This is a genomic window from Bacillus cereus group sp. MG9 (assembly GCF_040459995.1).
Classification (GTDB): domain Bacteria; phylum Bacillota; class Bacilli; order Bacillales; family Bacillaceae_G; genus Bacillus_A; species Bacillus_A mycoides.
Genome location: NZ_JARVHC010000001.1, coordinates 3,916,965 through 3,939,489 on the forward strand (window position 1 = coordinate 3,916,965; position 22,525 = coordinate 3,939,489).

Sequence of the window (22,525 nt, forward strand, 5' to 3'; positions counted from 1 at the left end):
TCTCATGCTGTTACACTTCGTTGTTTAAACGCTCCGTGATTGCTTCTTTAGCAACTTCACGATCGTCAAAATGATGAACTTCTTTACCAATAATTTGATACGTTTCATGCCCTTTACCAGCAATAATAATAATATCTTCTGCTTTTACTTTCGAGATAGCGGAACGTATCGCTTCTTTTCGATCGACAATTACTTCATAATTATTCCCATTCACATCATTTACCATATCATCTAAAATAGCCTTCGGATCTTCACTTCTTGGATTATCTGATGTATAAATTGCATGAGTTGCATATTCGGTTGCGACACTTGCCATTATTGGTCTTTTCGTTCTATCTCTATCACCACCGCAACCAACGATACAATATACATCGCCTTTTGCAAACTGTTTTGCTGTTTTTAGTACGTTCTCTAAGCTATCAGGTGTATGCGCATAGTCAACAATAACTGTGTAATTTTGTCCACCATCTACAACTTCAAAACGTCCAGGAACGCCAGCAAGCTCTTTAATTACATCAATAATTGTTTGTAAGCTCACTCCTGAAACAAGACCTGCTGCTGTAGCAGCTAACACGTTGTATACATTAAACTTACCAATTAATTTCATCGTAACATTTACAGTTTCATACGGTGTTACAAGTGTAAATGTTGTACCGCCACTCGTCATTACGATATCTCGTGCCATAATGTCGCTTGCAACATCTATACCGTATGTTACAACAGTAGCTGCTGTACTTCTCATATACTCTTCTGCTACTGGATCATCACTGTTTAATATAGCGTATTTTTCACGATTATGATGATAACTATTGCCAAGCTGTGCGAAAAGCAACCCTTTCGCATGTTTATATTCTTCCATCGTTTTATGATAGTCTAAATGATCTTGTGTTAAATTCGTAAATACTGCAACATCATAATCGCACCCGTGTACACGGCCAAGATCTAAAGCATGAGACGAAACTTCCATTACTGTGCTATCCACACCTTGTTCAACCATTTTTGAAAATGTCTGTTGAAGTGTTAGTGCATCTGGTGTTGTATTTTTCACCTCAAATGTTTCATCACCGATTTTCATATTAATCGTTCCAATTAGCCCTGTTTTATGACCATGTGCGCGCATAATTTCATCCATAATATGCGATGTTGTTGTCTTTCCATTTGTACCTGTAATACCGATTAAATGTAACTTGTGTGTTGGTTGGCCATAAAAATAATCAGCTAAAACCGCTAGCGAACGAAAAGTATTTTTCACAAGTACAACTGGAACGTCAACATCAATTGGTCTTTCCGCAACAATAGCAGCCGCTCCTTGTGCGGCTGCTTGCTTAGCAAAGTCATGGCTATCAACCGTATATCCTTTCATACATATAAATAAGCTTCCCTCTTTCACTTTACGTGAATCCGCTTCAATAGATGTTATTTCTGGATTTTCTGTTGGAACAACTGGAAAATCATGCAAACATGATACAAGTGTATGCAACTTCATTTCACTAAACCCTCTCTACATTGTTTATTTATCTCTTATTTTAGCAAGTAACACGTTACCTCCTAGTTATATAAAAATAGGAGGTAAGTGCTACTATAGTCTAATCAATAGATTTATTTATTAATGAGACACTTATCGTCTCAAGTAAAGCAATTTTTCTATAAAGAACTCACTTCCACCAATTGTACCATAAAACACAATCAGTTACCTTTAATTCCCGAAGTAAATTCTAACTTTTGAACCCTCTTTTACTTTAGCTCCTGCTTCTGGTGATTGTTTAATTACTTTCCCACCATCACCACTTATATCAAGCTTCAAGTCTACAAGTTGCGTTTGTAAATCTTTCTTTTTCATACCAATTAAATTAGGAACTTCCACAGTTGGTGTATCGCCCCATTTATATTCTTTCTCAACTTGCTCTTTTCTCGGTTCCACTCCCATTACAGGAAGTGCGTCACGAAGAATATTCCCAACAATAGGTGCTGCTACAACTCCACCAAATTGAGTGACTCCTTTTGGATTATCCACTGCTACATAAACAACAATTTGCGGATCGTCAGCTGGAGCAAAACCGATAAATGATACAATATAGTTATTATCTAAATATTTTCCATCTTTCACCTTTTGAGCAGTTCCAGTTTTTCCACCTACACGATATCCATCAATATAAGCCCCTTTACCCGAACCTTTCGCTACAACATTCTCTAATGCGTAACGAACTTTCTCTGAAGTTTCCTTGGAAATAACTTCCCTTTTCGCAACAGGTGTCTTTTTGCTGACAACTTGATTATTCTTCGGATCAATAAATTCCTTCGCTATATATGGCTGATACAAAGTTCCACCATTTACAGCGGCCGCTACAGCTGCTACTTGTTGAATCGGTGTAACAGAAACACCTTGCCCAAATGAAGTCGTCGCTTGCTCGACTGGACCAACTTTATCTAAATTAAATAAAATACCGCTACCTTCACCTTGTAAATCAATTCCGGTCTTCTGTCCAAACCCGAAATTGCGAATGTATTTAAACAATCGATCTTTACCAAGACGATCACCGAGTTCAATAAATCCTGGGTTACAAGAGTTTTGAACTACCTCTAAAAACGTTTGGCTACCATGGCCTCCAGCTTTCCAACACCGCAATCTAGCTCCACCAACTTCAGCTGCCCCATCATCATAAAATGTATCTTTCTCTAAGTCTACTAAATTTTCATTCAAGGCTGCAGCTAATGTAATAATCTTAAATGTTGACCCCGGCTCATACGTACTCCATACAGGTAAGTTTCTGTTATATACTTCCGGAGAAACACTTTGGAAATCTGCTGGATCAAAACTTGGTCGACTTGACATACCTAAAATTTCACCATTTTTCGGATTCATTGCAATTGCTATCATACCATCAGGATTATACGTTGATTCCGCAATATTCATTTCTCTTTCCATAATCCTCGTAATGCGTGAATCAATTGTTAATCCTAAATTCAAGCCGGCTTCTGGTTTTTTGAAATCATCTCCAACGTTAGGCATTCTCTGTCCTTTCGCGTCTGCAAAAAATCGCACATGACCTTTATCACCATTTAGCTCTTTATCATAATATTTCTCTAGTCCCATAAGCCCTTGATTATCACTGCCCGCAAATCCTAATACGTGTGATAAAAAATTACCGAATGGATAGTACCGGATAGAATCCTCTGCGATGTACACACCCTTTAAACTTAATCCGCGTACTTCTTTCGCTTTGTCATGCGATATTTTCCTTCCGCCTTTATCAAGCCTTACAATCGATTCTTTTTTTGTAATCCGCTTATAAACATCATCTTTTTCCACACCTAATACTGCAGCTAACTTCTCTGCAGTCTCTGCTGGTTTTTCAATTTGCCTCGGCACAACAAAGACGGTCGGTGCACTTTTATTCGTAGCAAGCTCCACACCATTTCGATCTAAAATTTTCCCTCGCTCTGGTTCAAAAGTAATATTACGACTCCATGAATCCTTCGCACGATCCGTTAACATATTTCCAAGAAAAAATTGCACATATCCAAGACGAATATCGATAATGGTGAAAATGAGTATACCCGATATAAGTATAAAAATAAGTCGTTTTCTAACTGTTACATTTGATACACGCATATTGGAACAAGCCTCCCTTACGCCTAGCTTGTTCCAATATATGCTTGTACTTATTTAATTAGAACTTCTTCCCTATTACCATTATGGCTTTTCTGCTTCTTGCTGCGGTTCAAGTGGTGGTACGAGTGTTACACCTAATTCTGTACCAGGTTGCAACAATGTCCCTTCCGCTACACTTTGCTCAGTTACATATCCTGTACCAGAAGGTTTTAAGTTAAGCTTTAATGTTTTTGCTAAATTCATAACATCACGCAGTGCCCATCCCTGTATATTTGGCATTGTAGGTTTATCTCCTACTAAGAAGACTCGATCACCCTTTAATGTTTGTTCAGTTGCTTTTGGCACTTGCTGCTGCACTTTACCTTCACCTAATACGATTGGACGAAGTTTTGCTTTATCAATTGCTTTTTTCGCTTCTTCCATCGTTTTTCCGGTTACATCTGGAACGACAGTTTGTTGTTCTTTCACATATTTTTTCGGGTCTTTTACTTCATTCGGCTTAATCTTTAAGTACTCTAAGCTATTTTTCGTTACATATTTAAAGATATCTGCTAAAGGTTTAGCCCCGTTTTCATCATCTTTTAATTTTGGTTGTTTAACGGACACATACACAACAAGTTGCGGATCGTCCATCGGTGCCATACCTAAGAATGAGAATATATAATTCTCTCTTCCCGTCATATAGCCACCTTTCCCGTCAGGAATTTGTGCTGTACCTGTTTTCCCCCCGACTGAATACCCATCAACTTTATATGCAGTTCCTGTTCCTTTCGGTGATGTAACAACACGTTCTAGTAATTGCCTTACTTGCGCTGCTGTCTCTTTGGAAACAGGTTTCCCTACTTCTTTTGGTTTATGCTCTAGCTGTACTTTACCTGTTATTGGATCCACAATTTTATCAATTGTATAAGGTTTCATCATTTTCCCATCATTTGCAATCGCTGTTGCAGCTTGTACAAGTTGAATTGGTGTAACTGTAGAACCTTGTCCAAACGCTGTTGTTACTTGTTGTATTTGTTGATCAAATAAAATTGTATTTGACCCTTCACCAAGTAAATCAATGTTTGTTTTTTCATCTAATCCAAAATTATGAATATATTTCTGGAAACGATCTGGACCAAGCTTTTGATCACCTAAAATTGCAAACGCTACGTTTGAAGAGCGCTCTACCCCTTCGTCAAAAGTAATAGAACCCCATCCAGCGCCGCCGTTATGATCTTTTATTTTGCGATTACCTACTTGATATGTACCAGACTGATAAAAGTCTTGTCCCTTGTATACACCTTCATTAATGGCCGCTGCTAATGTGAAAATCTTCATTGTTGATCCTGGTTCAAATGCATTTGCAATGGCATCATTATAAAAATATTTATTATTCTCTTGGTTCGGATCATAACTAGGTTTACTAGACATCGCTAATATTTTCCCTGTTTTGGGGTCTGCAACAATTCCTATTAAACTTTCTGGTTCATAATGTTTACTCGCTTCTTTCATTGCGTCTTCTAAATAACTTTGAATACGTTGGTCAAGCGTTAAATACACATTATCTCCATTTTTAGGTGCCTTTACATTCACTTTTCCACCGTCAAGAGATACTCCTTTACGGTCACCTGTATAAGCTACCTCACCATTAGAAGCCCCTAAATACTTATCCAAACTCTTTTCTAAGCCAAATTCACCTACTGCGATTCCATTATCATCAGGTCTGGCATGACCTATGACGTAAGATGCGAAATCACCGTTTGGATACACTCTCGCATTTTCGGTAATAAAAGTTATTCCCGGCAATTTCAATGCTTCTATTTGTTCTTTCTTTTCTTTCGTCAAGCCCTTACCCAATGTTCCAAATTCCACTTGACTTCTATCTTTATTTAAAGCGGCTAAGATCGCGTCTTCGCCCGTTCCGAGTACTCCAGCGATTTTCTTTGCAGTATCCTCTTTATCCTCAACAGGCTTAGCACCTTTTAATTCCGCTACCATTCTATAGGAATTTGCGTCTTGTGCTAGCACATGACCATTTTGATCATAAATTGTTCCTCGATTCGCTTCGAGAACTCCCTTTTTACTATGTTTCTGCTCAGCAAGTTTCTTCAAATCATGATTGTCCACTGTTCCTGTTGCTTGTATGTAAAAAAATCGGGCTAATAACAGCAAAAAGAGCAGGAGGAAAAATATCATAAAATAACCTGCTCCCTTATTGGTATGAAATTTGGTCATATTTCTCTTCATCTTTTCTTCACACCTATTTGCCTTACTTTAGGCCTTTCACATTATTCGCATTAATTTCTAGCCCGTGTTTTTTTGCAACTTCAGCGATACGTTCATAACGACTTAACTTCTCTACTTCAGCCTGCAATTCTTGATTTTCCTTTTGTTTTTTCACAATTTGTTCTTCTATCGTCGCTGCTTCTACATTAACTTGATATAGACCCGCTTTATTCCCAATAAAAGCTACACAAGCATATAATAAAAACCCAATAAACGTTACGTACAATAGCTTTTCAATTCTTGTAATTTTCGTTTTAACTTTTGGCTTAACCATCTGCTGTGGCGGCGCTTGAATTTGTACCTCTTCTTGCGCCTGTTGTTTATACTTTACAGCTAAATTAGTCATACCTCTCTCTCCTTTTTATCGTTTTTCAGCGATTCTCAACTTCGCAGAACGCGCTCGATTATTTTCTTCTAATTCAATGTCAGAAGGTAAAATCGGTTTCCTTGTAATAAGCTTTAATTTCGGCTTAAATTCATCCGGAATAATCGGTAGTCCCTGTGGTAATTGCGGCGTTGTGCTATTTCGCTTAAACGTCGTTTTACAAATACGATCTTCTAAAGAATGGAATGTTATAACACTAACTCTTCCACCAGGCTTGACCATATCAATTGCAGATTCCAACGCTTCTTCAAATACTTTTAATTCATCATTTACAGCAATACGAATCGCTTGAAATACTCGCTTCGCAGGATGTCCACCTGTTCTACGTGCCGGAGCTGGAATACCTTCTTTAATTAATTCCACTAATTCTCCTGTCGTTTCAATAGCCTTATTCTCGCGATAAGCTTCAATTTTCCTTGTTATTTGCTTTGAAAATTTTTCTTCTCCGTATTGGAAGAAAATTCTTACGAGTTGTTCATATGACCAGCTGTTCACAACATCATATGCTGTTAATGGGGCATCTTGATCCATCCGCATATCTAACGGTGCATCATGATGATAACTAAAGCCACGCTCTGGTGTATCTAATTGTGGGGATGAAACACCTAAATCGAATAAAATCCCGTCTACTTCTGTGATACCTAATTCATGTAGTTTTTCAGATAAATAACGGAAGTTGCTCTTCACTGTTACAAATTGTTCACCATAAGAAGAAAATTTTTCCTTCGCATTTTGAATCGCTATTTCATCTTGATCAAATGCTATTAACTTTCCACCATCTGTTAGCTGAGATAATAAATAAGAACTATGTCCTCCTCCACCCAGTGTACAATCTACATATGTACCACTCGGTTTTATATCTAAGCCATCTACTGTTTCTTTCAAAAGTACTGTTACGTGTTTGAACATTGCTGCACCTACTCTTTTTCCAATTAATTATGTTAAATACATTTCTCACTCTACAAACACAATTTACTACTAGAGGATGAAATGCTACTAAAGAACGACTCATTTAACTTCCAACAAGGTAGTACGCTATACAAATCGCTATTTTATTTTATTATATACTAAATTTTATCATTTTTTGCGGGAATTTAAACAAAAACCTGTCGAAAAAGATATTAATCCGTTTACATTTTGTGCTATTTTGTCATATATATATACCTGATACATAGCGATTCATTACATTAACATAAGATGGATAATTCAGAAATATTTCACTTCACAGTTAATTCAACAGAATAAAAATAAAATCCTGCTCAAAAGAGCAAGATTCTATAGTTTTATTACATGATGTTTTCCATCCCACGAAAAAGATTGTTCCATTACCCGGTCAACAAAATCAAGGCCGAACTGATTTAAATAATAACACACATTCCACACACGTTCTTGCGGTGCTCCTAATGGACGAAGCGCGAATTGTAAACGGCGGAATTTATTCAGTTGAACCTCATGTTTCTTCTCAACATTTCTTTTCAACATTTTTTCTAACAGTTCAATTTGCTCATTAATTTTCAGTTCATTTTTCCCCGCAAACTCATTTAACCCTGGATCTATTTTTTTCACGAATTGTTGTAATGATGTATGAATATCCATTATTTCTTTTTTCGCTTCTATAAATCGCTCGTCTATCGGTTCCTCTATTTGATTAGAAAGCCAATTGTCACGCAGATTATCTATATTATTTAGAAATGGATCAATTTCTTGCAAATCTAAATCATATAAATCTGTCGCTATATCTCGCTCCATATAAGTAATTGTAAGCCGCGGAACAACAGGTGGCATTTGGAAACCTGCCGTATGAAACACTTGTTGCAATTCACTCCAATAAGCTAACTCCCCTGGACCGCCAATAAACGCTAACGTAGGAAACACATATTCTTGCATAAGAGGGCGCGTTACAACATTATTACTAAAACGTTCTGGACTTCTTTCCATCTCTTCCATCAATTCTTCATACGAAAATGAATGCACTCCATCTTTTCCAATAAACTTCCCTTGATTCTCTTCAAGCAATACTCGCTCATTATCAATTTCCATAAATATATGCACTGCATTTGTCTTCGTTTCAATAATCGGTTTAAATCCTAATTCCTTAAGTACTTCCTGTTGATTACGAAGCCCTACTTGAATTTCTTTATATTTACTTATAATCTGTTGTAAAAACGGCACTTCTAATTTTCTTAATGCAGGATGATGTGAATCTACAAGAATTAAACCAGAATTTGCGAACATTTTCGTAATAAGGTGCGCAAAGAAATCTACATATGTATGCGATTTACCTAAAGCATCATCAACAAATTGTAATACATCCTTTGTAAAATTCGTTTCCGGATATGTTTTAAAAATCTCTTCGACCCATTTTCTACAGTCTTCAATAGAAAACTCAGACTCAGAAGCACTCGCCTTTTTCGGATAACGATCATGAAAAATGGTCTTTTTTATTTTTTTATTTTTCGTTACAAATGTATGATTAATTTCATCCATATCATGGTCTTCACCAGCAATCCAAAAGACAGGAACAACCCGAACCCCTAAGCTCTCTTCTTTTTCTTTTGCAAGCTGTAAAATTGAAATGATCTTATGAACTGTATAAAGCGGACCAGTTAATAACCCAGCTTGTTGTCCAGCTATAACTACATATGTATTTTCATCTTCAAGCGCTTTTATATTTTGAATTGTAAATTCTCCCGCTTGCAATTGTGTATTATATTCTAATAAATGCGTTACTAAATCTTGACGGAAAAACTCTCTCTCACGTAAATCATGTAAACGCTGTTTAAAAGCATCCTCTGTTAACAGATAATCAAAACATGACTGTATCTCTTTTTTACCGTTCATATAGTCCGCTACAACACCTTGTAGTGGAACAGAGATTTCTTTTATCTCCATATAATTCTTCCTTTCGTATCCTGTTCTCTCACCAACCCACATTGTATTCAATGTTTCACGTAAAAGCAAAGAAAAACACTTATAATTCCATTCCTTTTATTGCATTGAACAAAAATTGAAGTGTCGGAACAGATTGTTGTTGTTCCTTAGCTTCTTCTAATACATATCCAACAATCGCATTAACTTCCGTTTGTCTATTCGCTCTTACGTCCGCTAACATAGATGAAGTATTATGGGATGTTTTTTCACATACTTGGCATACCATTTTCCATAGCATTTCCTTATCTTCTTCTTTAACAAGAAATGCAACTTCCTGAAATACTTGCTCCATCATTTGATAAAAAAGCGGGTTTGAAATTAACTCCCCGTTCTCAACCCGCAATAATGCCGTCAACGGATTAATACATACATTGACTACTAATTTATTACGCATAATCCCCTTCCAATCATCTTCTATCTGAATCGGAAAATAATCAAAAGGAAAACAATTAAATACCTTTTTAAAACAACTAGATTGACCACGCACTACACCAAACTTTGTAACACCTATTCCAGTATGACGAACTGTATGTCCATCCTCTTTTTTTGCACCATGCTCCACAATCCCGACTGCTATACGTTCATTTCCTATTTTTTGCATAACGTGAAGATGTGACATTCCATTTTGCAAAAAGATTAATGACGATTCTCCCTGCACAAAAGGTAATATATCAGTTACATGATATTGCTTTACAGCAATAAATATATAATCTAACTGTTTATCCAGCATACTTTCTATCGGTAAAATAGATGGAAATACCGTTTCACGTTCTCCATTCCTAATACAAGTTACACCCGTTAAGTTTAATTCTTCTGCTTGCTTATCGTTTCTTGTAAACAACGTAACATCTTGATTACTTTTTTGTAAATAAAATGTATATAGGAGACCAATAGCTCCCGGTCCAACAATTCCAATTTTCATCTTCACACAAAGAACTCATATTAACAAGTGATATAAGTTCCCTTGCCTTTCCCCCTTTATATCTTATTAAATTACAATTACATAGTTGAGGATTCAATTACCTTTTAACAAATGTAACCTCTTCTTTCACTACGTATATACTACCTATATACATAGTTCTATTCTTAGTTTAGCAAATCCTCAAAAAAATAATGAAAGAAATATTCTATCTTCTTCATAAAAATTTAAAAATGAGTTATAATATTATTATAAATATTTTAACTTTTCTGCATTCAACAAGATAAGAAAAGGACGTGATGTAATGGGATTCCCAAAAGTTGAACGCTTGCTCATCAATTATAAAACATTAGATGAATTTAAAAAATTTAAAGGGTGCGGAGCTCAAGAACTATCCATGTTGGAAGAATTACAAGCAAACATTATTGAAAATGATAGTGAGTCTCCATTTTACGGTATTTATTATGGTGGATCGCTAATCGCACGTATGAGTCTATATATGAAAAGGAACGGTGGAGAACCATTTGAAATTACAGGTACTTACCTAGAACTTTATAAACTTGAAGTATTGCCGACTTTTCAAAAACAAGGATTCGGACAAATGCTTGTTAATTATGCGAAACAACTACAATTCCCAATTAAAACGATAGCACGTATCCAGTCATCTGGTTTTTGGGATAAATTAAGTTTCCAGCCAGTATCAGTAACTGATGGTGATTTTTATATTTGGCATCCAGAAACAAATTCGAATGCGATTACAAACGAAGAATCTGCATAAGAAACAAAAAAAACAGCTGTTACGCAGCTGTTTTTATTTCTTTAATTTTTCTAATTCTCCATTCGAGCGAGCGCCATTTCTTTCCGCTACCATTACACTTCTTTTTTGATCGATATAATCAAGTAATGTTCTATATTCTTCCTCATATACTGATAATCGCTCCAGAAGATGTTCTTTCTCTGTTTGCAACGATTCAATTTGTTGTTGCAACACCATTAAAGAGCTTTCATCTTTATAATTTCGCAAAAATTCAATAACATCATTCAATGTAATTGATGTAGGCTCTAATACCTTTGTCTCTTTCACTTCATAATTTTCTACTTTACGAAGTTGCTTTGCTTCTTCAATACGTTCTTTGTATTGCTTTCTAACATAAGAATTCCACCTAAATCCACATGCTGCTGGTGTGCGAGACAAATGTCTCCCCACTTCTTTAAAGGCAGAAAGTTGCGTTCCACCTTCTTGAATATGCCGGAGTACTACTTCTGCCAGAAGCAAATCTTCATCATCAGTCCAAGCATCTTGTCTTGTTGTCGCCATCTCTCTAGTCCTCCCTATGCATTTTTTATTAAGCATATGCAGTTACTAGAAAAGATAGAATACAACAAATAAAGAATAAGACAAAAAAAATAAACGTAGAAGATATCTTCTACGTTTATTTTCCCGCAATTACTTGCTGATTACTTCTTTACCTTTGTAAGTACCGCATGCTTTACATACACGGTGAGCTAATTTCGCTTCACCACAGCTTGGGCACTCTACCATACCAGGTACTGATAATTTGAAATGCGTACGACGCTTTCTTTTTACTGTTTTAGAAGTTCTTCTAAAAGGTACAGCCATTCTTCCCACCTCCTTAAAAGAAATAGTTATTTTCATATGAAGGCCTAAACCAGTCTTCCGATTATTTGTCAAAAAACTTTGCAAGTCCTGCTAATCGTGGATCAACAGTCTTTTCTTTGTTTTCTTCCGAAATCACTTGCCAGTCTTGACCTTGCATCGGTGCTCCACCAGAAACATCATCACTGAAAATTTGCATTGGAATCTCCAAAAGTATATTTTCCTTGATTACGGGCAGTAAGTCAAGTACTTCTCCTTCTAAACAATGAATTTCAGCTTCTGTTTCAAATTCTTCTTCCGAAGTTTGGAACACCTCAGTTGTTTTAATGTCAAATGGTAATGTCACATCTACTAAAGAGCGAGAACATGGTAAAACCATGCTTCCAGTTATATGTAGATGAAACGTAAACTTACCGGAGCCAAAATCAACTCTTCCTGTTACATGAGCAGGATTAATTTCACGAATATCTTTCTCGACCTCTTTTAGCTCACTTACATCTACCATTTCATTTAATGTCAATCCTTTATTTCTCAATTTATTCAATTGATGGATGGACCATTTCATATCATATCACCTCAAGGCAACAAACAAAATTATAGCTAGCCATTTTATATTTGTCAATGTTTTTTCTTTACACTATAATGAAGTCATCATAGGAAATAATATATAGACTATCACGTTTTCCAAAAAGATGCTACATCGAAAGGAGAGATTACCATAAAATCCAGTGGTATTGTTGTTGAATATAACCCTTTTCATAACGGTCATGCTTATCATGTGCAACAAACAAAAAAGTTAACACAGTCTGATATTATTATCGCCGTTATGAGTGGTCCTTTTTTGCAGCGTGGTGAGCCCGCACTCATCTCCAAATGGTATCGTACCAAAATGGCCTTAACAAACGGCGTAGACCTCGTTGTAGAGCTTCCATATGCATTCGCAACACAAAAGGCCGAAACTTTCGCAAATGGTGCAATTTCGATTTTAAACGCCCTTGGTGTTTCTGAAATTTGTTTCGGTAGTGAAGATGGACAAGCTGAAAATTTCTACAATACCATCGCTATACAAAAAAATGAAGAAGAGACTTTTAATCGTCTTGTGAAGCAATTTATGAATGCAGGTAATAGTTATGCAAAAGCTACATCTGAAGCCTTTCTACACATCTTACCACCCGAAAAAAACGTAGATATGTCACAACCAAATAACATTTTAGGCTTACAGTACATTAAAGCAATTCTCTTACAAAACAGTTCGATGCAAGCACAAACTATAAAAAGATTCGCCTCTCATTATCATGATGAAACATTTCACGATCAACATATTGCAAGTGCAACAAGTATTCGCAAACAGCTATTTAATGAAAACAGTTCCTCTACAACTATTGAGCCTTTTATCCCGAAAATGACTGCTTCTCTTTTAGAAAACTACAAGCAAAACTACGGGACGTTACATAACTGGGAAAAATACTTTTCATTTTTTAAATACAAACTTATGACGATGTCTTCAGAGGACTTACAACATATATATGAAATGGAAGAAGGTTTAGAGCATCGTATTTTATCAAAAATACAAAACAGTTCATCTTTCTATTCATTCATGGAAGCATTAAAAACAAAACGTTATACATGGACTAGATTGCAAAGAGCTTGTACACATATTTTAACAAATACAACGAAGGAAGAAATACACAAAGCAAATATAGAGCAACATGCGCCGTATATCCGTCTTCTCGGAATGTCACAAAAAGGACAAACTTATCTTTCTAGAAATAAGAAAAAAATAGAACTCCCAATCCTTACTCATACAAAAACATTCGAACATCCAACTTTAGACATAGAACGAAAATCAAATGCTGTATATTTCTCCATAATGCAAGAACCTTTGCGGACACAACTGCTAAAACAAGACGCAACGCATCATCCAATTCGTTATGATGAAATAACGAAAAAATTCCTATAAGAAAAACCTCTCTTCTTCAGAGAGGTTTACTTTGTTTTACCCATTTTTTCCAAATACGTTAATGCATCCTCCAGTGTGTCCACCGGTACAATTTTCATCTTCGTTTTAATATCTTTCGCAGCTTCAAGAGCATCTTTATAATTCGATTTCTCTACACCTTTTTCATTGGGCGCAAAAAACACTTCAGCTCCCGCATCACTAGCAGCTACTACTTTTTGCTGAATACCACCAATTGGACCAATTTCTCCTTTATCATTGATTGTACCTGTTCCAGCTATTTCATGTCCGTTTGTTAAATCTTCTTCAACGAGCTGATTATAAATTTCTAGTGTAAACATTAACCCCGCTGATGGACCGCCTATTTCATGGGAATCAATTTTCACTTTCGGATCTACTACTAACTCTCTTTCCGTAACGATAGAGACCCCTATACCGACGCGTCCATTCCCATTAGGGATCGTCTTTACATTTAAATTTTCTTTAAACTGTTTTCCGCCCCGCTTGTATTCAATATTTACTGTGTCCCCTTCTTTTTTCCCTGTCATATACTCAATAAATTGTTCCGTCTTGTCGAATATTTTTCCATCGACAGCTATAATAACATCTCCAAGCTTAAGCTTTCCCTCTGACGGCATACCCTTTGCTACACCAGCAACTAGTACACCTTTATTTTCAAAAGAAACAGAGCGATTTGCACGTTTATAAGCATTATAGATTGCTGCATTTTGCGAATCTTTCATTGCATAATTTTGGCGAAATTGATATTCTTCATCACTCTCGCCTTTTTGCAATATTTCTTCCGCCTTCGAAACGTGTGTATATTTATTAAATTGCGCGGCTATTAAGTTCACCACATTAGCAGGTCCCATTGAGACAGTGACAAGCATGAAATCACCAGACTCTTTAGTTCCACCGTCAACTTGCACGTACGGCGCTAATTTCGCGGCCATACCTGGTTTTGTCACATAATACGGCAAGCGCACATAAACAAGTAGCATCGCCAATATAACCCCTATTAAAATTGCATATATAAACCGAAAACGCTTAAACATTATGTTTCTCCTTCCACTGCTCAATTAGTAAATAAATGTTTGAAATATGTTGTTCCGCTTCCACTTCTCCGACCCTAATAATGTCTTCAATATGTGTAAAAGCACGCGAACTAAATTGTTCCACTGCTGGCCGCATCATTAAATCTGATGCTATTTGCCGATTCATCACAAGTTCATGTTGCATAATTTCAATACTTTGCATAATTACATCATAAATCGATGTAACCTCTCCATTCACCTTAATTGGAGATACATCAACAGCAATAACAATATCAGCACCTAAATCTTTTACAACCGATACGGGAATACGGTCAATTACCCCTCCATCCACTAATAAGCGGCCATCTATTTTTTCTGGAACAAACACCCCTGGTACAGATATACTAGCTCGAACCGCCTCCGCAATCGGACCACTTGTAAAAACAACTTTCTCCCCCTTCAAAATGTCAGTAGCCACAACAGCTGTCGGGATATCTAACTCTTCTAAATTTTTATTATATGTAAACATTTTAATCATATCTTTAATACGTTTTCCAGCAATAAATCCCATTTTAGGAACTGTAAAATCCAAATAATATTTCCTTTTGAAAACAGCTGCCAATTTATACAGTCTTTCAACGTTACAACTCGCTGCATAAAATGTACCAATTAATGCCCCTATACTACTACCTGCTATCATGTGAATAGGGATGCCAGCTTCCCTCAACACTTTTATTACCCCTATGTGAGCAAAGCCTTTTGCACCTCCGGATCCAAGCGCTAAACCAATTTTTGGTTCCTTCATTTTTCTCACCCTTTAATTTTTTTCATTCCTTTTTCATACTTATGGTCTAAATTCACCACATATCCACGTATACTGAAATGAACGTTTTTGGGACAAAGGGGGATTTTCTTACATGTACGAAAAATGGAAAACTGCTTTTCTTACCATATCAATGTTGTTTTTAACCTTTTCTCTTGTACTTCACCCCCAAGATGCTTTGCAAGCTTCAATTCGCGGGTTAAATATATGGTGGGAAGTTGTATTCCCTTCACTACTACCGTTTTTCATCATTGCGGAACTTCTAATCAGTATTGGTATTGTAAAATTTATCGGTGTTATATTAGAACCACTAATGCGTCCACTGTTTCGTGTTCCAGGGATAGGCGGATTTGTTTGGGCAATGGGAATGGCTTCAGGATTCCCCGCTGGCGCCAAATTAAGCGCTAGACTACGCAAGAGCAATCAACTAACACAAATTGAAGCGGAACGACTCGTATCTTTCACAAATTCTTCTAATCCACTTTTTATTTTCGGAGCGGTTTCTATTGGTTTTTTCAATAATCCGAAATTAGGACTCGTATTAGCAGCAGCACATTATATAAGTAACTTTATCGTCGGATTACTTATGCGCTTTTATGGTAATAACGATACTTACATAAAAGACAAACATACGAATCAAAAGCGTGCCTTTCAAAACCCTTTTTCCATCCTCCACCAAACACGTATGCAAGAAAAAAGACCAATCGGAAAACTACTCGGTGACGCTATCGTTTCTTCTATTCAAACACTGCTCATGATTGGTGGGTTTATTATTTTATTCTCTGTTTTAAATAAAATGATTACTGTTTTCGAAATTACAGAAGCGCTTTCTTTTATTATGCAACATATTTTATCATTCTTCCAACTTACCTCCCAATTTAATATTCCGATATTATCCGGTATTTTTGAAATGACGCTCGGAAGCCAAATGATTAGTCAAATTAATGAATCAACACTTCTTCAACAAGCGATGGTAACAAGCTTCATTTTAGCATTTAGCGGTCTTTCTATTCAGGCACAAGTAGCAAGCATATTAGCAGAGACAGATATCCGCTTTAAACCATATTTTTTAGCTCGAATTATCCAAAGTATTCTCGCTCCTATTTTCACTTTTATATTTTGGGGACCATTTTATGAAAAAGTTCATTCTTTCTCGCCTACGCAAGAAGATCTTCCCGTATTTTTATTGAATCATTCTTATACACTAACTGATATTTGGACATCATTTATACACTACGGACCAATCTTCACCTTATTTTGTTTATATTTATATGTCATCTTATTGTTTTTACGCATTTATAAAGAAAAACCCCGTTCACTTTAACGGGGTTTTAAACTTTTCTTTTAAAGCACGCTCTACAATCGGAGGAACAAGGTCTACTACACTCCCACCATATCTCGCAACTTCTTTCACAATACTTGAACTTAAAAATGAATATTGATTATTTGTCATAATGAAGAAGGTTTCGATACTTTCGTCTAGTTTTCGATTCATTGAAGTAATTTGCATCTCATATTCAAAATCAGAAACTGCTCGTAAACCACGTAATATTGCATTTGCATTACGCATTTTTGCATATTCCACCAATAATCCACTATGTGAATCAACTTTTACATTCGGAATATCCTTTGTCGCCTCTCGAATTAACTCTAGGCGTTCTTCTACCGAAAAGAATGGTTTTTTTGATGAATTGTTTAAAACAACTACATATACTTCATCAAATACTTTTGCTCCCCTTTTAATAATATCCAAATGTCCAAGGGTAATTGGATCAAAACTCCCTGAAGAAATAGCTATACTTGTCATTCTGTCCCCTCACCTTCATACTTATAAATCGAAATTGCTGTAATCCCGTAGTTTTCTGCCCGTACTTTTACAAGTTCTCCTATAGAATCAGGTAAAACCACGTCATCCCCATGCTCTGCCATAATGATGCCATCTTTATTTAACAATCCATGTTGATCCATTACACTAACTAAAGACACAATTTTTTGAGCTTTATATGGAGGGTCTATTAGTATAAGATCGAATGAGATTTCACGCTTTATAAGCGCCTTTACCGCACGCTCTGCATCATTTCGGTACACTTCAGCTTGTTCTTGTAGTCTACAGCTTTCTAAATTTTGATGAATGACTTTTATCGCTTTACTATCTCGGTCAACAAAAATCGCTTTATCAATCCCTCTACTTATGGCCTCAATTCCAAGACCACCGCTACCACCAAATAAATCAAGAGCGATACCACCATCATAATAAGGACCTATCATATTAAAAATAGATTCTTTCACTTTATCTGTCGTTGGACGCGTTGTATTACCAGGTACCGCTTTAAGTGGGTGCCCTTTACATTTTCCTGAAACTACTCTCATCTGTTGTCACTACCTTTATTTCAATCTATAGAGCGATTACAGCAAATTCATTTCAATTCGGTAACCGCTACTGATTCATACTATTTCATACATTTTTTCATTAATCTGTTATTTAACTAATTGAAAACCTCAGTTAAAATAATCGCTCGCTATTTCTTTCATATCCATTTCACTATTTGCAAGCAACAACCCTCTATGTACATCAGTTCCACTTTACCTTTTTTATCCTATCATAAAATAAAAAAAAGAAAAATAAAAAGCCTAACATAAATTTTAATTTCATTATGTATATCTTCATTTTAGATTGGACATAAATAAATATAACAACATCATTTTCGATGTTGTTGCCAACCGCGGAGAAGACTTACGTTTCCCCATAAGTTCTTCCTCCGGTTTCTCCTCTCCCTTTGCCTTCTTACTAGTAGTACATACTAGTATTAGAAGGGCCCTGCTTTGCAGGGTTTTTTTATTTGTCTACTTTTCATTTAAAAAGTGAGGTGGTACAGTAAAAGAAAGAGGAGGAAAAAATATGATTCAACGCTTTATAGAACTCGGAGAAGGCTACTCTGACTTATATGAATTACTTGAAATTGCCAAAACAAACCAAGAACGTGTAACACATATGTTACAATTCGAAACTGTAAAAAACGAAAAAAAAGTGTGTTCACTTGTTGTAATACTAAAACCGACAACTACTGGTGATTTCCAACCATTATACATATGTCGTGAAGGCATTCCTGTACTTGAAAATAAAAAAAGTAAACGTGTCGTTTTATTTGAAGAAATGGCGGAACAAATAGGGAAAAAAGTTACTCCCTTTACTGTAAAACCATCAACAACTTTCCCTGAAAAAGAACTATTTTTTAATCATCTAATTGGTATTTTACGAATGAACAATTTCATTCCTCCAATGAAATAACACGTTATTTCAAGCAAAAAAATCCCCCGCTAAATTTAGCAGGGGATTTTTTTACTTAGCTATAATCGTATTCTTTTGCCCGATCAGGACGCGAATTTTCGAATTCCGTTTTTAAAAATGGGCGATACGACTGTTCTACTTTTTTTACAAAAGGAAGTTTATTCAATTTTTGCATCATATGCTCAATTTGTTCCATATCACAATATACAACGGCATATTTCAAACGTTTTGATATGTAATGAATGTTACCATATTTCCTTAAAATCTTGGCATGTTTCAATGAATGTAAATAAACAATCATACTTTGTCGTTGCCCGAACATAATCTTCTCCATCTTCTCCTTTTAAAAACTTATATTCTTATATTTTATGAAAACCAATCATAAATTTATGACATTAAAGAACAAACTCTGTATACGTTTTCTTCTATATTCTAAAAAACGGGGTAAATTACCCCGTTTTTTTACAACCACAACCGCCTCCGGTACCACAACCACCGCCACAGCCACCCGCATCAAAAAACGGATTTCCTGTTGGAACTTTAACGGAAGAAGACACCTCAGAACCAATTGCTACACTAACTTCATCTAATAACTTCTGTAAAGCTGTTTCTGCTCTTTTAAAGGTTGCAACCTTATCATGCATATCTACAGAACGCTTTAATTCCCTCATTTTCGTCGAAACGAAAGTATAATCAGGATGATATTTACCAAAACGTTGCACTTCTTCGTATCGCTCTTTCATCGCTGTAAATTGCTGAATTAGCGTCTGGACTTCTATATCTTCTTGTAAATCCTTATAATACTTACGGTAATCTTCTGCTATATCTGAACAGATGATCGCTTTTGCAAGCTGCTCTGCCTTATCTAAAATCAATACGCTTTCCAGCGTCGCTACAATCATGAGAGACACCTCCGAGTATTCATCATAACACATTTGGAACAGAACTACTAATTGAAGTGTCTCACCTAAAAGAAAGATATGATTCTAATTACTTTTCATACAATCTCCTTGCACTCTTATACACTAATATGCTCCGCAATATTATATTTAAGAACATCCCATTTCCCGCTATTCTCTTTCACGTAGCTAATACATGCGTTTTTTAACGGCGTTTTAAATGTAATTTCATTTGGTGCAATTGCGTGTAAAATAGCTTTTATTGCATGTGAATGCGCAACAATGATAATACGTTTATCTCCATGTGCTGCTGCAACTTGTTGTAAAGCCGTAAAACAGCGCTCTACGATTTCTTCATCCTGCTCCATTCCTTCTACATTACCTTCTGTAATTAACTCTCTAACGGCTGCAACTGGTTTCCCAGAAGCTTCCCCAAAATTACGTTCCATAAATCGCTCATCTAATAAAATAGATGGTAATCCAATAGCCCCAGCAATTTCCTTAGCTGTTTCTTGCGCTCTAATTAACGGGCTACTTATAATTATATCCCACGATTCCGCTTGCAAGGCAGCTGCACTTTGACTCGCTTGCTTCTTCCCAACTTCATTGAGTGGAATATCTTCGCGCCCTTGAATAATCTCTTGAAAGTTCCAATCAGTTTGTCCATGTCGTACTAAACAAATTTCCGTCATGCTGCAACTCCTTTTTTAAATAATCCGATTCTATTGTAACAAAAGTTTTGCATAACGGACATAGTTTTCCCTTCCAATTACGTCGTATTTTGCTGCTTCATATACTGGAACATATCAATCATAATTGAAGCAACGGCCAATTGATTTTGAAATTTTTCCACTTTATCTGGTATCGTTTTTTTGAAATGCTGCATGGCAGCTAACTCAAAAGCTTCTTTTTCTTCTGGGTTACGCGTCAATTTCCGGTACCAGTATGGCTGTTCCCGAATATAGCGAGCTAAATCCTCATCAGCTTTTATAAACTCCATAAGCTCTGCTCTCATTCTCTTTCCCCCTAATCCTTTTGAAAGAAAAAAGGATTATTTTCAGAAGTACTTTGTTCTTGCTGCGCACGGTTTCCTTGAAATTGTTGAATAACTTGTTGCACGCTACCAATCGCACTCGTTACATTTGCTAAATGATGTTGCATTTGTTCTACGTCTAGCTTTTTAAAGAAAGAAAGCATTTGCCCCATCACATCAGCAGTTTTTTCCTCTTCTGTTCGATTTTCTTTTTCTTCTTTATTTTCTTTTACCGAAGAAAAAGCAGGTGCTCCATCAGGTCTATATGCTGTCCATATTTGATCTTCTTCACCAAGTAAGTACCATTCTTCATAAAATTGCTGCCAAGTTTTTTGACCACCTCTAACCTCATGAACCATTTTAGGGTGATGGTTTACAAACTCTTTAAACTGTTGAACCGATGGATGTAACGGCCCTTTTGTTGTTGGCATAATCCTCACCTCTTCATGTATATCTACTATATTGTAAGAAAAAAAAGGCACATGGTTCGCCTATTTTTAGACGATTCATGCACCTTTTTATCTTCCTATTTGTGGACAATTAAAGCCCGATTGGTGAAGACTAATAATCAATGAAGGATGCCCCGACTGATTAAAGTTTCATTTTATTTTCGGATAAAGTTTTGAGTATAAAATTTATCATATACCCCAACACCTAATCCAGTAAATTGTTCGTTTAATAAATTCTTTCTATGCCCCTCACTATTTAACCAACCCTGTACCGCCGCAATTCCATCACTATGTTGCGCCGCTATATTCTCACCAGCAAGTTGAAAAGCCACTTGTCCACGTTGCAAGCGATCTCCTAACGTACCAAAAGTAGGTGAATCGTGCGAAAAATAATTATTATCCTTCATATCTTTACTATGGCCAAATGCAACATCTGCAGTTTGTTGATCCAATGTTAACAACGGTAATTGATGACGACTCCGAATAATATTTGTTAAATCGAGAATTTGTTGCATATTTCCATTTTCTACTTGCTTCATTTTTTCTGGCGTCAGCGGCTGTTCCGCTATTAATTCACCTGAATAAACAAGTTGATATGGTCTTTGTCGTAATAACGTTTCATCATCCATATAACGAAGACCAACAAGCTCATGTGTAAAGTGATCAAAGTATAATTGTGCCCATCCATCTTCTACAGGTACTAGCGGTTGTTCCATTACTTCCGTATCAGATAACTCAAATTGATAACTATTCTTTCCTCTTTTTAATGAAATCTCATGTGAAAGTGGATTCTTTTTATATACCTCTTCATACTTTTCATTTATATAATAGGGAGCCACCTTAACTTGCTCACCAGCAACATACGCCGTTACAACTTTACGTTCAGCAACTCCAAATTGAACATACTGAGCTAAATCTTGATTATACACCCACCATTCATATCCATAAGCAGACGGCTCTATTCGAGATGGTTCGCCCCACTTCGCTAATAAATTCTCAGAGTCCCCGCCAATCATATTTAAAACAGTGTCTGTGGATTCTTCATTTACTTGCTTCTTCTTTTTCACAATTTTATTTTCTTGCTTAGAGTGAGATGGGGTTAATATATATTGTGACACGAGTAACTTCCCGTATAAATCAACAGCTAAAATTAAAAATGTAATCATTACGATACGCAATAATTTCTTCAAACGATATACCTCCTGAACAAAGCATAAAATCGAGATATACACAAATCCTTTTATTTCCTTTTTTTGTGTGTACCGTACTCTTTTCACTATATCATATTTTCACGAAAAAAGTCTGGA

The 22,525-nt window shown here is 36.0% G+C and carries 24 protein-coding genes; 4 read left to right on the plus strand and 20 right to left on the minus strand.

Going from position 1 to position 22,525, the window contains the following annotated elements:
• Window positions 1–10 precede the first annotated feature (10 nt).
• The 7 genes from murE to panE all read right to left on the minus strand — a co-directional run bounded on the left by murE (window position 11) and on the right by panE (window position 10,125).
• The gene (gene murE, locus QCI77_RS19940) at window positions 11–1,486 is read right to left on the minus strand and encodes a UDP-N-acetylmuramoyl-L-alanyl-D-glutamate--2,6-diaminopimelate ligase (protein ID WP_002014740.1); all 1,476 of its coding nucleotides are present in this window, start codon (window positions 1,484–1,486) and stop codon (window positions 11–13) included.
• A 210-nt stretch (window positions 1,487–1,696) separates the two neighbouring features.
• Complete coding sequence (locus tag QCI77_RS19945) at window positions 1,697–3,613, minus strand: stage V sporulation protein D (protein WP_002014741.1); 1,917 nt, start codon at window positions 3,611–3,613, stop codon at window positions 1,697–1,699.
• Window positions 3,614–3,694: 81 nt separating this feature from the next.
• The gene (locus QCI77_RS19950) at window positions 3,695–5,842 is read right to left on the minus strand and encodes a penicillin-binding protein (RefSeq protein WP_483298983.1); all 2,148 of its coding nucleotides are present in this window, start codon (window positions 5,840–5,842) and stop codon (window positions 3,695–3,697) included.
• A gap of 22 nt (window positions 5,843–5,864) precedes the next feature.
• Window positions 5,865–6,227 (minus strand): cell division protein FtsL, encoded by a 363-nt coding sequence (gene ftsL, locus QCI77_RS19955; RefSeq protein ID WP_002014745.1) that lies wholly within the window; start codon window positions 6,225–6,227, stop codon window positions 5,865–5,867.
• Window positions 6,228–6,242: 15 nt separating this feature from the next.
• Window positions 6,243–7,175, minus strand: coding sequence for a 16S rRNA (cytosine(1402)-N(4))-methyltransferase RsmH (gene rsmH / locus QCI77_RS19960; RefSeq protein ID WP_002014746.1), 933 nt, complete (start codon window positions 7,173–7,175; stop codon window positions 6,243–6,245).
• A gap of 366 nt (window positions 7,176–7,541) precedes the next feature.
• A complete protein-coding gene (gene bshC / locus QCI77_RS19965) occupies window positions 7,542–9,158 on the minus strand; it encodes a bacillithiol biosynthesis cysteine-adding enzyme BshC (RefSeq protein ID WP_002128861.1) in 1,617 nt (538 codons plus the stop codon).
• A gap of 79 nt (window positions 9,159–9,237) precedes the next feature.
• On the minus strand, window positions 9,238–10,125 hold the full coding sequence (panE, locus tag QCI77_RS19970; protein ID WP_033709393.1) for a 2-dehydropantoate 2-reductase: 888 nt from the start codon (window positions 10,123–10,125) through the stop codon (window positions 9,238–9,240).
• A gap of 295 nt (window positions 10,126–10,420) precedes the next feature.
• Between panE and QCI77_RS19975 the strand changes: the two genes are divergently transcribed.
• The gene (locus QCI77_RS19975) at window positions 10,421–10,894 is read left to right on the plus strand and encodes an N-acetyltransferase (RefSeq protein ID WP_002014751.1); all 474 of its coding nucleotides are present in this window, start codon (window positions 10,421–10,423) and stop codon (window positions 10,892–10,894) included.
• 33 nt (window positions 10,895–10,927) lie between these two features.
• Here the strand turns inward: QCI77_RS19975 and QCI77_RS19980 are convergent, their stop codons facing one another.
• The 3 genes from QCI77_RS19980 to QCI77_RS19990 form a co-directional block, all read right to left on the minus strand.
• Window positions 10,928–11,434, minus strand: coding sequence for an RsfA family transcriptional regulator (locus tag QCI77_RS19980; protein ID WP_061674434.1), 507 nt, complete (start codon window positions 11,432–11,434; stop codon window positions 10,928–10,930).
• A 129-nt stretch (window positions 11,435–11,563) separates the two neighbouring features.
• Window positions 11,564–11,737 carry a 50S ribosomal protein L32 gene (rpmF, locus tag QCI77_RS19985; protein WP_001984764.1) on the minus strand — a complete coding sequence of 58 codons (174 nt, stop codon included), beginning with the start codon at window positions 11,735–11,737 and terminating at the stop codon, window positions 11,564–11,566.
• 61 nt (window positions 11,738–11,798) lie between these two features.
• Complete coding sequence (locus QCI77_RS19990) at window positions 11,799–12,299, minus strand: YceD family protein (RefSeq protein ID WP_002014753.1); 501 nt, start codon at window positions 12,297–12,299, stop codon at window positions 11,799–11,801.
• 153 nt (window positions 12,300–12,452) lie between these two features.
• Between QCI77_RS19990 and QCI77_RS19995 the strand changes: the two genes are divergently transcribed.
• Window positions 12,453–13,694: a nucleotidyltransferase gene (locus tag QCI77_RS19995; protein ID WP_164081469.1), complete on the plus strand. Its 1,242-nt coding sequence runs from the start codon at window positions 12,453–12,455 to the stop codon at window positions 13,692–13,694.
• A gap of 26 nt (window positions 13,695–13,720) precedes the next feature.
• Here QCI77_RS19995 and QCI77_RS20000 read toward each other — a convergent pair whose 3' ends face one another.
• Entirely contained in the window at window positions 13,721–14,746 is a 1,026-nt protein-coding gene (locus QCI77_RS20000) for a SepM family pheromone-processing serine protease (protein WP_113769771.1), read from the minus strand.
• Window positions 14,739–15,530: a patatin-like phospholipase family protein gene (locus tag QCI77_RS20005; RefSeq protein WP_016096200.1), complete on the minus strand. Its 792-nt coding sequence runs from the start codon at window positions 15,528–15,530 to the stop codon at window positions 14,739–14,741. Before QCI77_RS20005 ends, QCI77_RS20000 begins: the two co-directional genes overlap by 8 nt.
• Window positions 15,531–15,642: 112 nt before the next feature.
• Here QCI77_RS20005 and ylbJ point away from each other — a divergent pair, with 112 nt between their 5' ends.
• The gene (ylbJ, locus tag QCI77_RS20010; protein ID WP_113769772.1) at window positions 15,643–16,872 is read left to right on the plus strand and encodes a sporulation integral membrane protein YlbJ; all 1,230 of its coding nucleotides are present in this window, start codon (window positions 15,643–15,645) and stop codon (window positions 16,870–16,872) included.
• Here ylbJ and coaD read toward each other — a convergent pair.
• Both coaD and rsmD read right to left on the minus strand, forming a co-directional pair.
• Complete coding sequence (gene coaD / locus QCI77_RS20015) at window positions 16,864–17,355, minus strand: pantetheine-phosphate adenylyltransferase (protein WP_002142952.1); 492 nt, start codon at window positions 17,353–17,355, stop codon at window positions 16,864–16,866. The two genes, ylbJ and coaD, sit on opposite strands and share 9 nt — an antisense overlap.
• Window positions 17,352–17,918: a 16S rRNA (guanine(966)-N(2))-methyltransferase RsmD gene (gene rsmD, locus QCI77_RS20020; protein WP_001266992.1), complete on the minus strand. Its 567-nt coding sequence runs from the start codon at window positions 17,916–17,918 to the stop codon at window positions 17,352–17,354. The genes coaD and rsmD overlap by 4 nt, the downstream gene beginning before the upstream one ends.
• 529 nt (window positions 17,919–18,447) lie before the next feature.
• Here rsmD and QCI77_RS20025 point away from each other — a divergent pair.
• Complete coding sequence (locus QCI77_RS20025; RefSeq protein ID WP_002014762.1) at window positions 18,448–18,837, plus strand: DUF7147 family protein; 390 nt, start codon at window positions 18,448–18,450, stop codon at window positions 18,835–18,837.
• 55 nt (window positions 18,838–18,892) lie between these two features.
• Here QCI77_RS20025 and QCI77_RS20030 read toward each other — a convergent pair whose 3' ends face one another.
• The 6 genes from QCI77_RS20030 to QCI77_RS20055 all read right to left on the minus strand — a co-directional run bounded on the left by QCI77_RS20030 (window position 18,893) and on the right by QCI77_RS20055 (window position 22,408).
• Window positions 18,893–19,159, minus strand: a complete 267-nt coding sequence (locus QCI77_RS20030; RefSeq protein WP_002088292.1) for a YlbG family protein — start codon at window positions 19,157–19,159, stop codon at window positions 18,893–18,895.
• Between the two features lie 127 nt (window positions 19,160–19,286).
• Window positions 19,287–19,739 (minus strand): YlbF/YmcA family competence regulator, encoded by a 453-nt coding sequence (locus QCI77_RS20035; RefSeq protein WP_002014765.1) that lies wholly within the window; start codon window positions 19,737–19,739, stop codon window positions 19,287–19,289.
• A 116-nt stretch (window positions 19,740–19,855) separates the two neighbouring features.
• The gene (locus tag QCI77_RS20040; RefSeq protein WP_002014767.1) at window positions 19,856–20,428 is read right to left on the minus strand and encodes a histidine phosphatase family protein; all 573 of its coding nucleotides are present in this window, start codon (window positions 20,426–20,428) and stop codon (window positions 19,856–19,858) included.
• A 77-nt stretch (window positions 20,429–20,505) separates the two neighbouring features.
• Window positions 20,506–20,751 (minus strand): YlbE-like family protein, encoded by a 246-nt coding sequence (locus QCI77_RS20045; RefSeq protein WP_002014770.1) that lies wholly within the window; start codon window positions 20,749–20,751, stop codon window positions 20,506–20,508.
• A gap of 11 nt (window positions 20,752–20,762) precedes the next feature.
• On the minus strand, window positions 20,763–21,200 hold the full coding sequence (gene ylbD / locus QCI77_RS20050) for a YlbD family protein (RefSeq protein WP_002014771.1): 438 nt from the start codon (window positions 21,198–21,200) through the stop codon (window positions 20,763–20,765).
• A 173-nt stretch (window positions 21,201–21,373) separates the two neighbouring features.
• Window positions 21,374–22,408 carry a CAP domain-containing protein gene (locus QCI77_RS20055; RefSeq protein WP_002088298.1) on the minus strand — a complete coding sequence of 345 codons (1,035 nt, stop codon included), beginning with the start codon at window positions 22,406–22,408 and terminating at the stop codon, window positions 21,374–21,376.
• Window positions 22,409–22,525 lie beyond the last annotated feature (117 nt).

Bases quoted from the DNA above. Each gene is read 5' to 3' on its own strand.
- coaD (WP_002142952.1), bottom strand. From the start codon at position 17,355: ATGACAAGTATAGCTATTTCTTCAGGGAGTTTTGATCCAATTACCCTT.
- QCI77_RS19990 (WP_002014753.1), bottom strand. From the start codon at position 12,299: ATGAAATGGTCCATCCATCAATTGAATAAATTGAGAAATAAAGGATTG.
- murE (WP_002014740.1), bottom strand. From the start codon at position 1,486: ATGAAGTTGCATACACTTGTATCATGTTTGCATGATTTTCCAGTTGTT.
- QCI77_RS20005 (WP_016096200.1), bottom strand. From the start codon at position 15,530: ATGAAGGAACCAAAAATTGGTTTAGCGCTTGGATCCGGAGGTGCAAAA.
- QCI77_RS19945 (WP_002014741.1), bottom strand. From the start codon at position 3,613: ATGCGTGTATCAAATGTAACAGTTAGAAAACGACTTATTTTTATACTT.
- ftsL (WP_002014745.1), bottom strand. From the start codon at position 6,227: ATGACTAATTTAGCTGTAAAGTATAAACAACAGGCGCAAGAAGAGGTA.
- QCI77_RS20000 (WP_113769771.1), bottom strand. From the start codon at position 14,746: ATGTTTAAGCGTTTTCGGTTTATATATGCAATTTTAATAGGGGTTATA.
- bshC (WP_002128861.1), bottom strand. From the start codon at position 9,158: ATGGAGATAAAAGAAATCTCTGTTCCACTACAAGGTGTTGTAGCGGAC.
- rsmH (WP_002014746.1), bottom strand. From the start codon at position 7,175: ATGTTCAAACACGTAACAGTACTTTTGAAAGAAACAGTAGATGGCTTA.
- QCI77_RS20025 (WP_002014762.1), top strand. From the start codon at position 18,448: ATGATTCAACGCTTTATAGAACTCGGAGAAGGCTACTCTGACTTATAT.
- QCI77_RS19975 (WP_002014751.1), top strand. From the start codon at position 10,421: ATGGGATTCCCAAAAGTTGAACGCTTGCTCATCAATTATAAAACATTA.
- rsmD (WP_001266992.1), bottom strand. From the start codon at position 17,918: ATGAGAGTAGTTTCAGGAAAATGTAAAGGGCACCCACTTAAAGCGGTA.
- QCI77_RS20040 (WP_002014767.1), bottom strand. From the start codon at position 20,428: ATGACGGAAATTTGTTTAGTACGACATGGACAAACTGATTGGAACTTT.
- QCI77_RS19980 (WP_061674434.1), bottom strand. From the start codon at position 11,434: ATGGCGACAACAAGACAAGATGCTTGGACTGATGATGAAGATTTGCTT.
- QCI77_RS20035 (WP_002014765.1), bottom strand. From the start codon at position 19,739: ATGATTGTAGCGACGCTGGAAAGCGTATTGATTTTAGATAAGGCAGAG.
- ylbD (WP_002014771.1), bottom strand. From the start codon at position 21,200: ATGCCAACAACAAAAGGGCCGTTACATCCATCGGTTCAACAGTTTAAA.
- QCI77_RS20030 (WP_002088292.1), bottom strand. From the start codon at position 19,159: ATGTTCGGGCAACGACAAAGTATGATTGTTTATTTACATTCATTGAAA.
- ylbJ (WP_113769772.1), top strand. From the start codon at position 15,643: ATGTACGAAAAATGGAAAACTGCTTTTCTTACCATATCAATGTTGTTT.
- QCI77_RS20045 (WP_002014770.1), bottom strand. From the start codon at position 20,751: ATGAGAGCAGAGCTTATGGAGTTTATAAAAGCTGATGAGGATTTAGCT.
- QCI77_RS19950 (WP_483298983.1), bottom strand. From the start codon at position 5,842: ATGAAGAGAAATATGACCAAATTTCATACCAATAAGGGAGCAGGTTAT.
- rpmF (WP_001984764.1), bottom strand. From the start codon at position 11,737: ATGGCTGTACCTTTTAGAAGAACTTCTAAAACAGTAAAAAGAAAGCGT.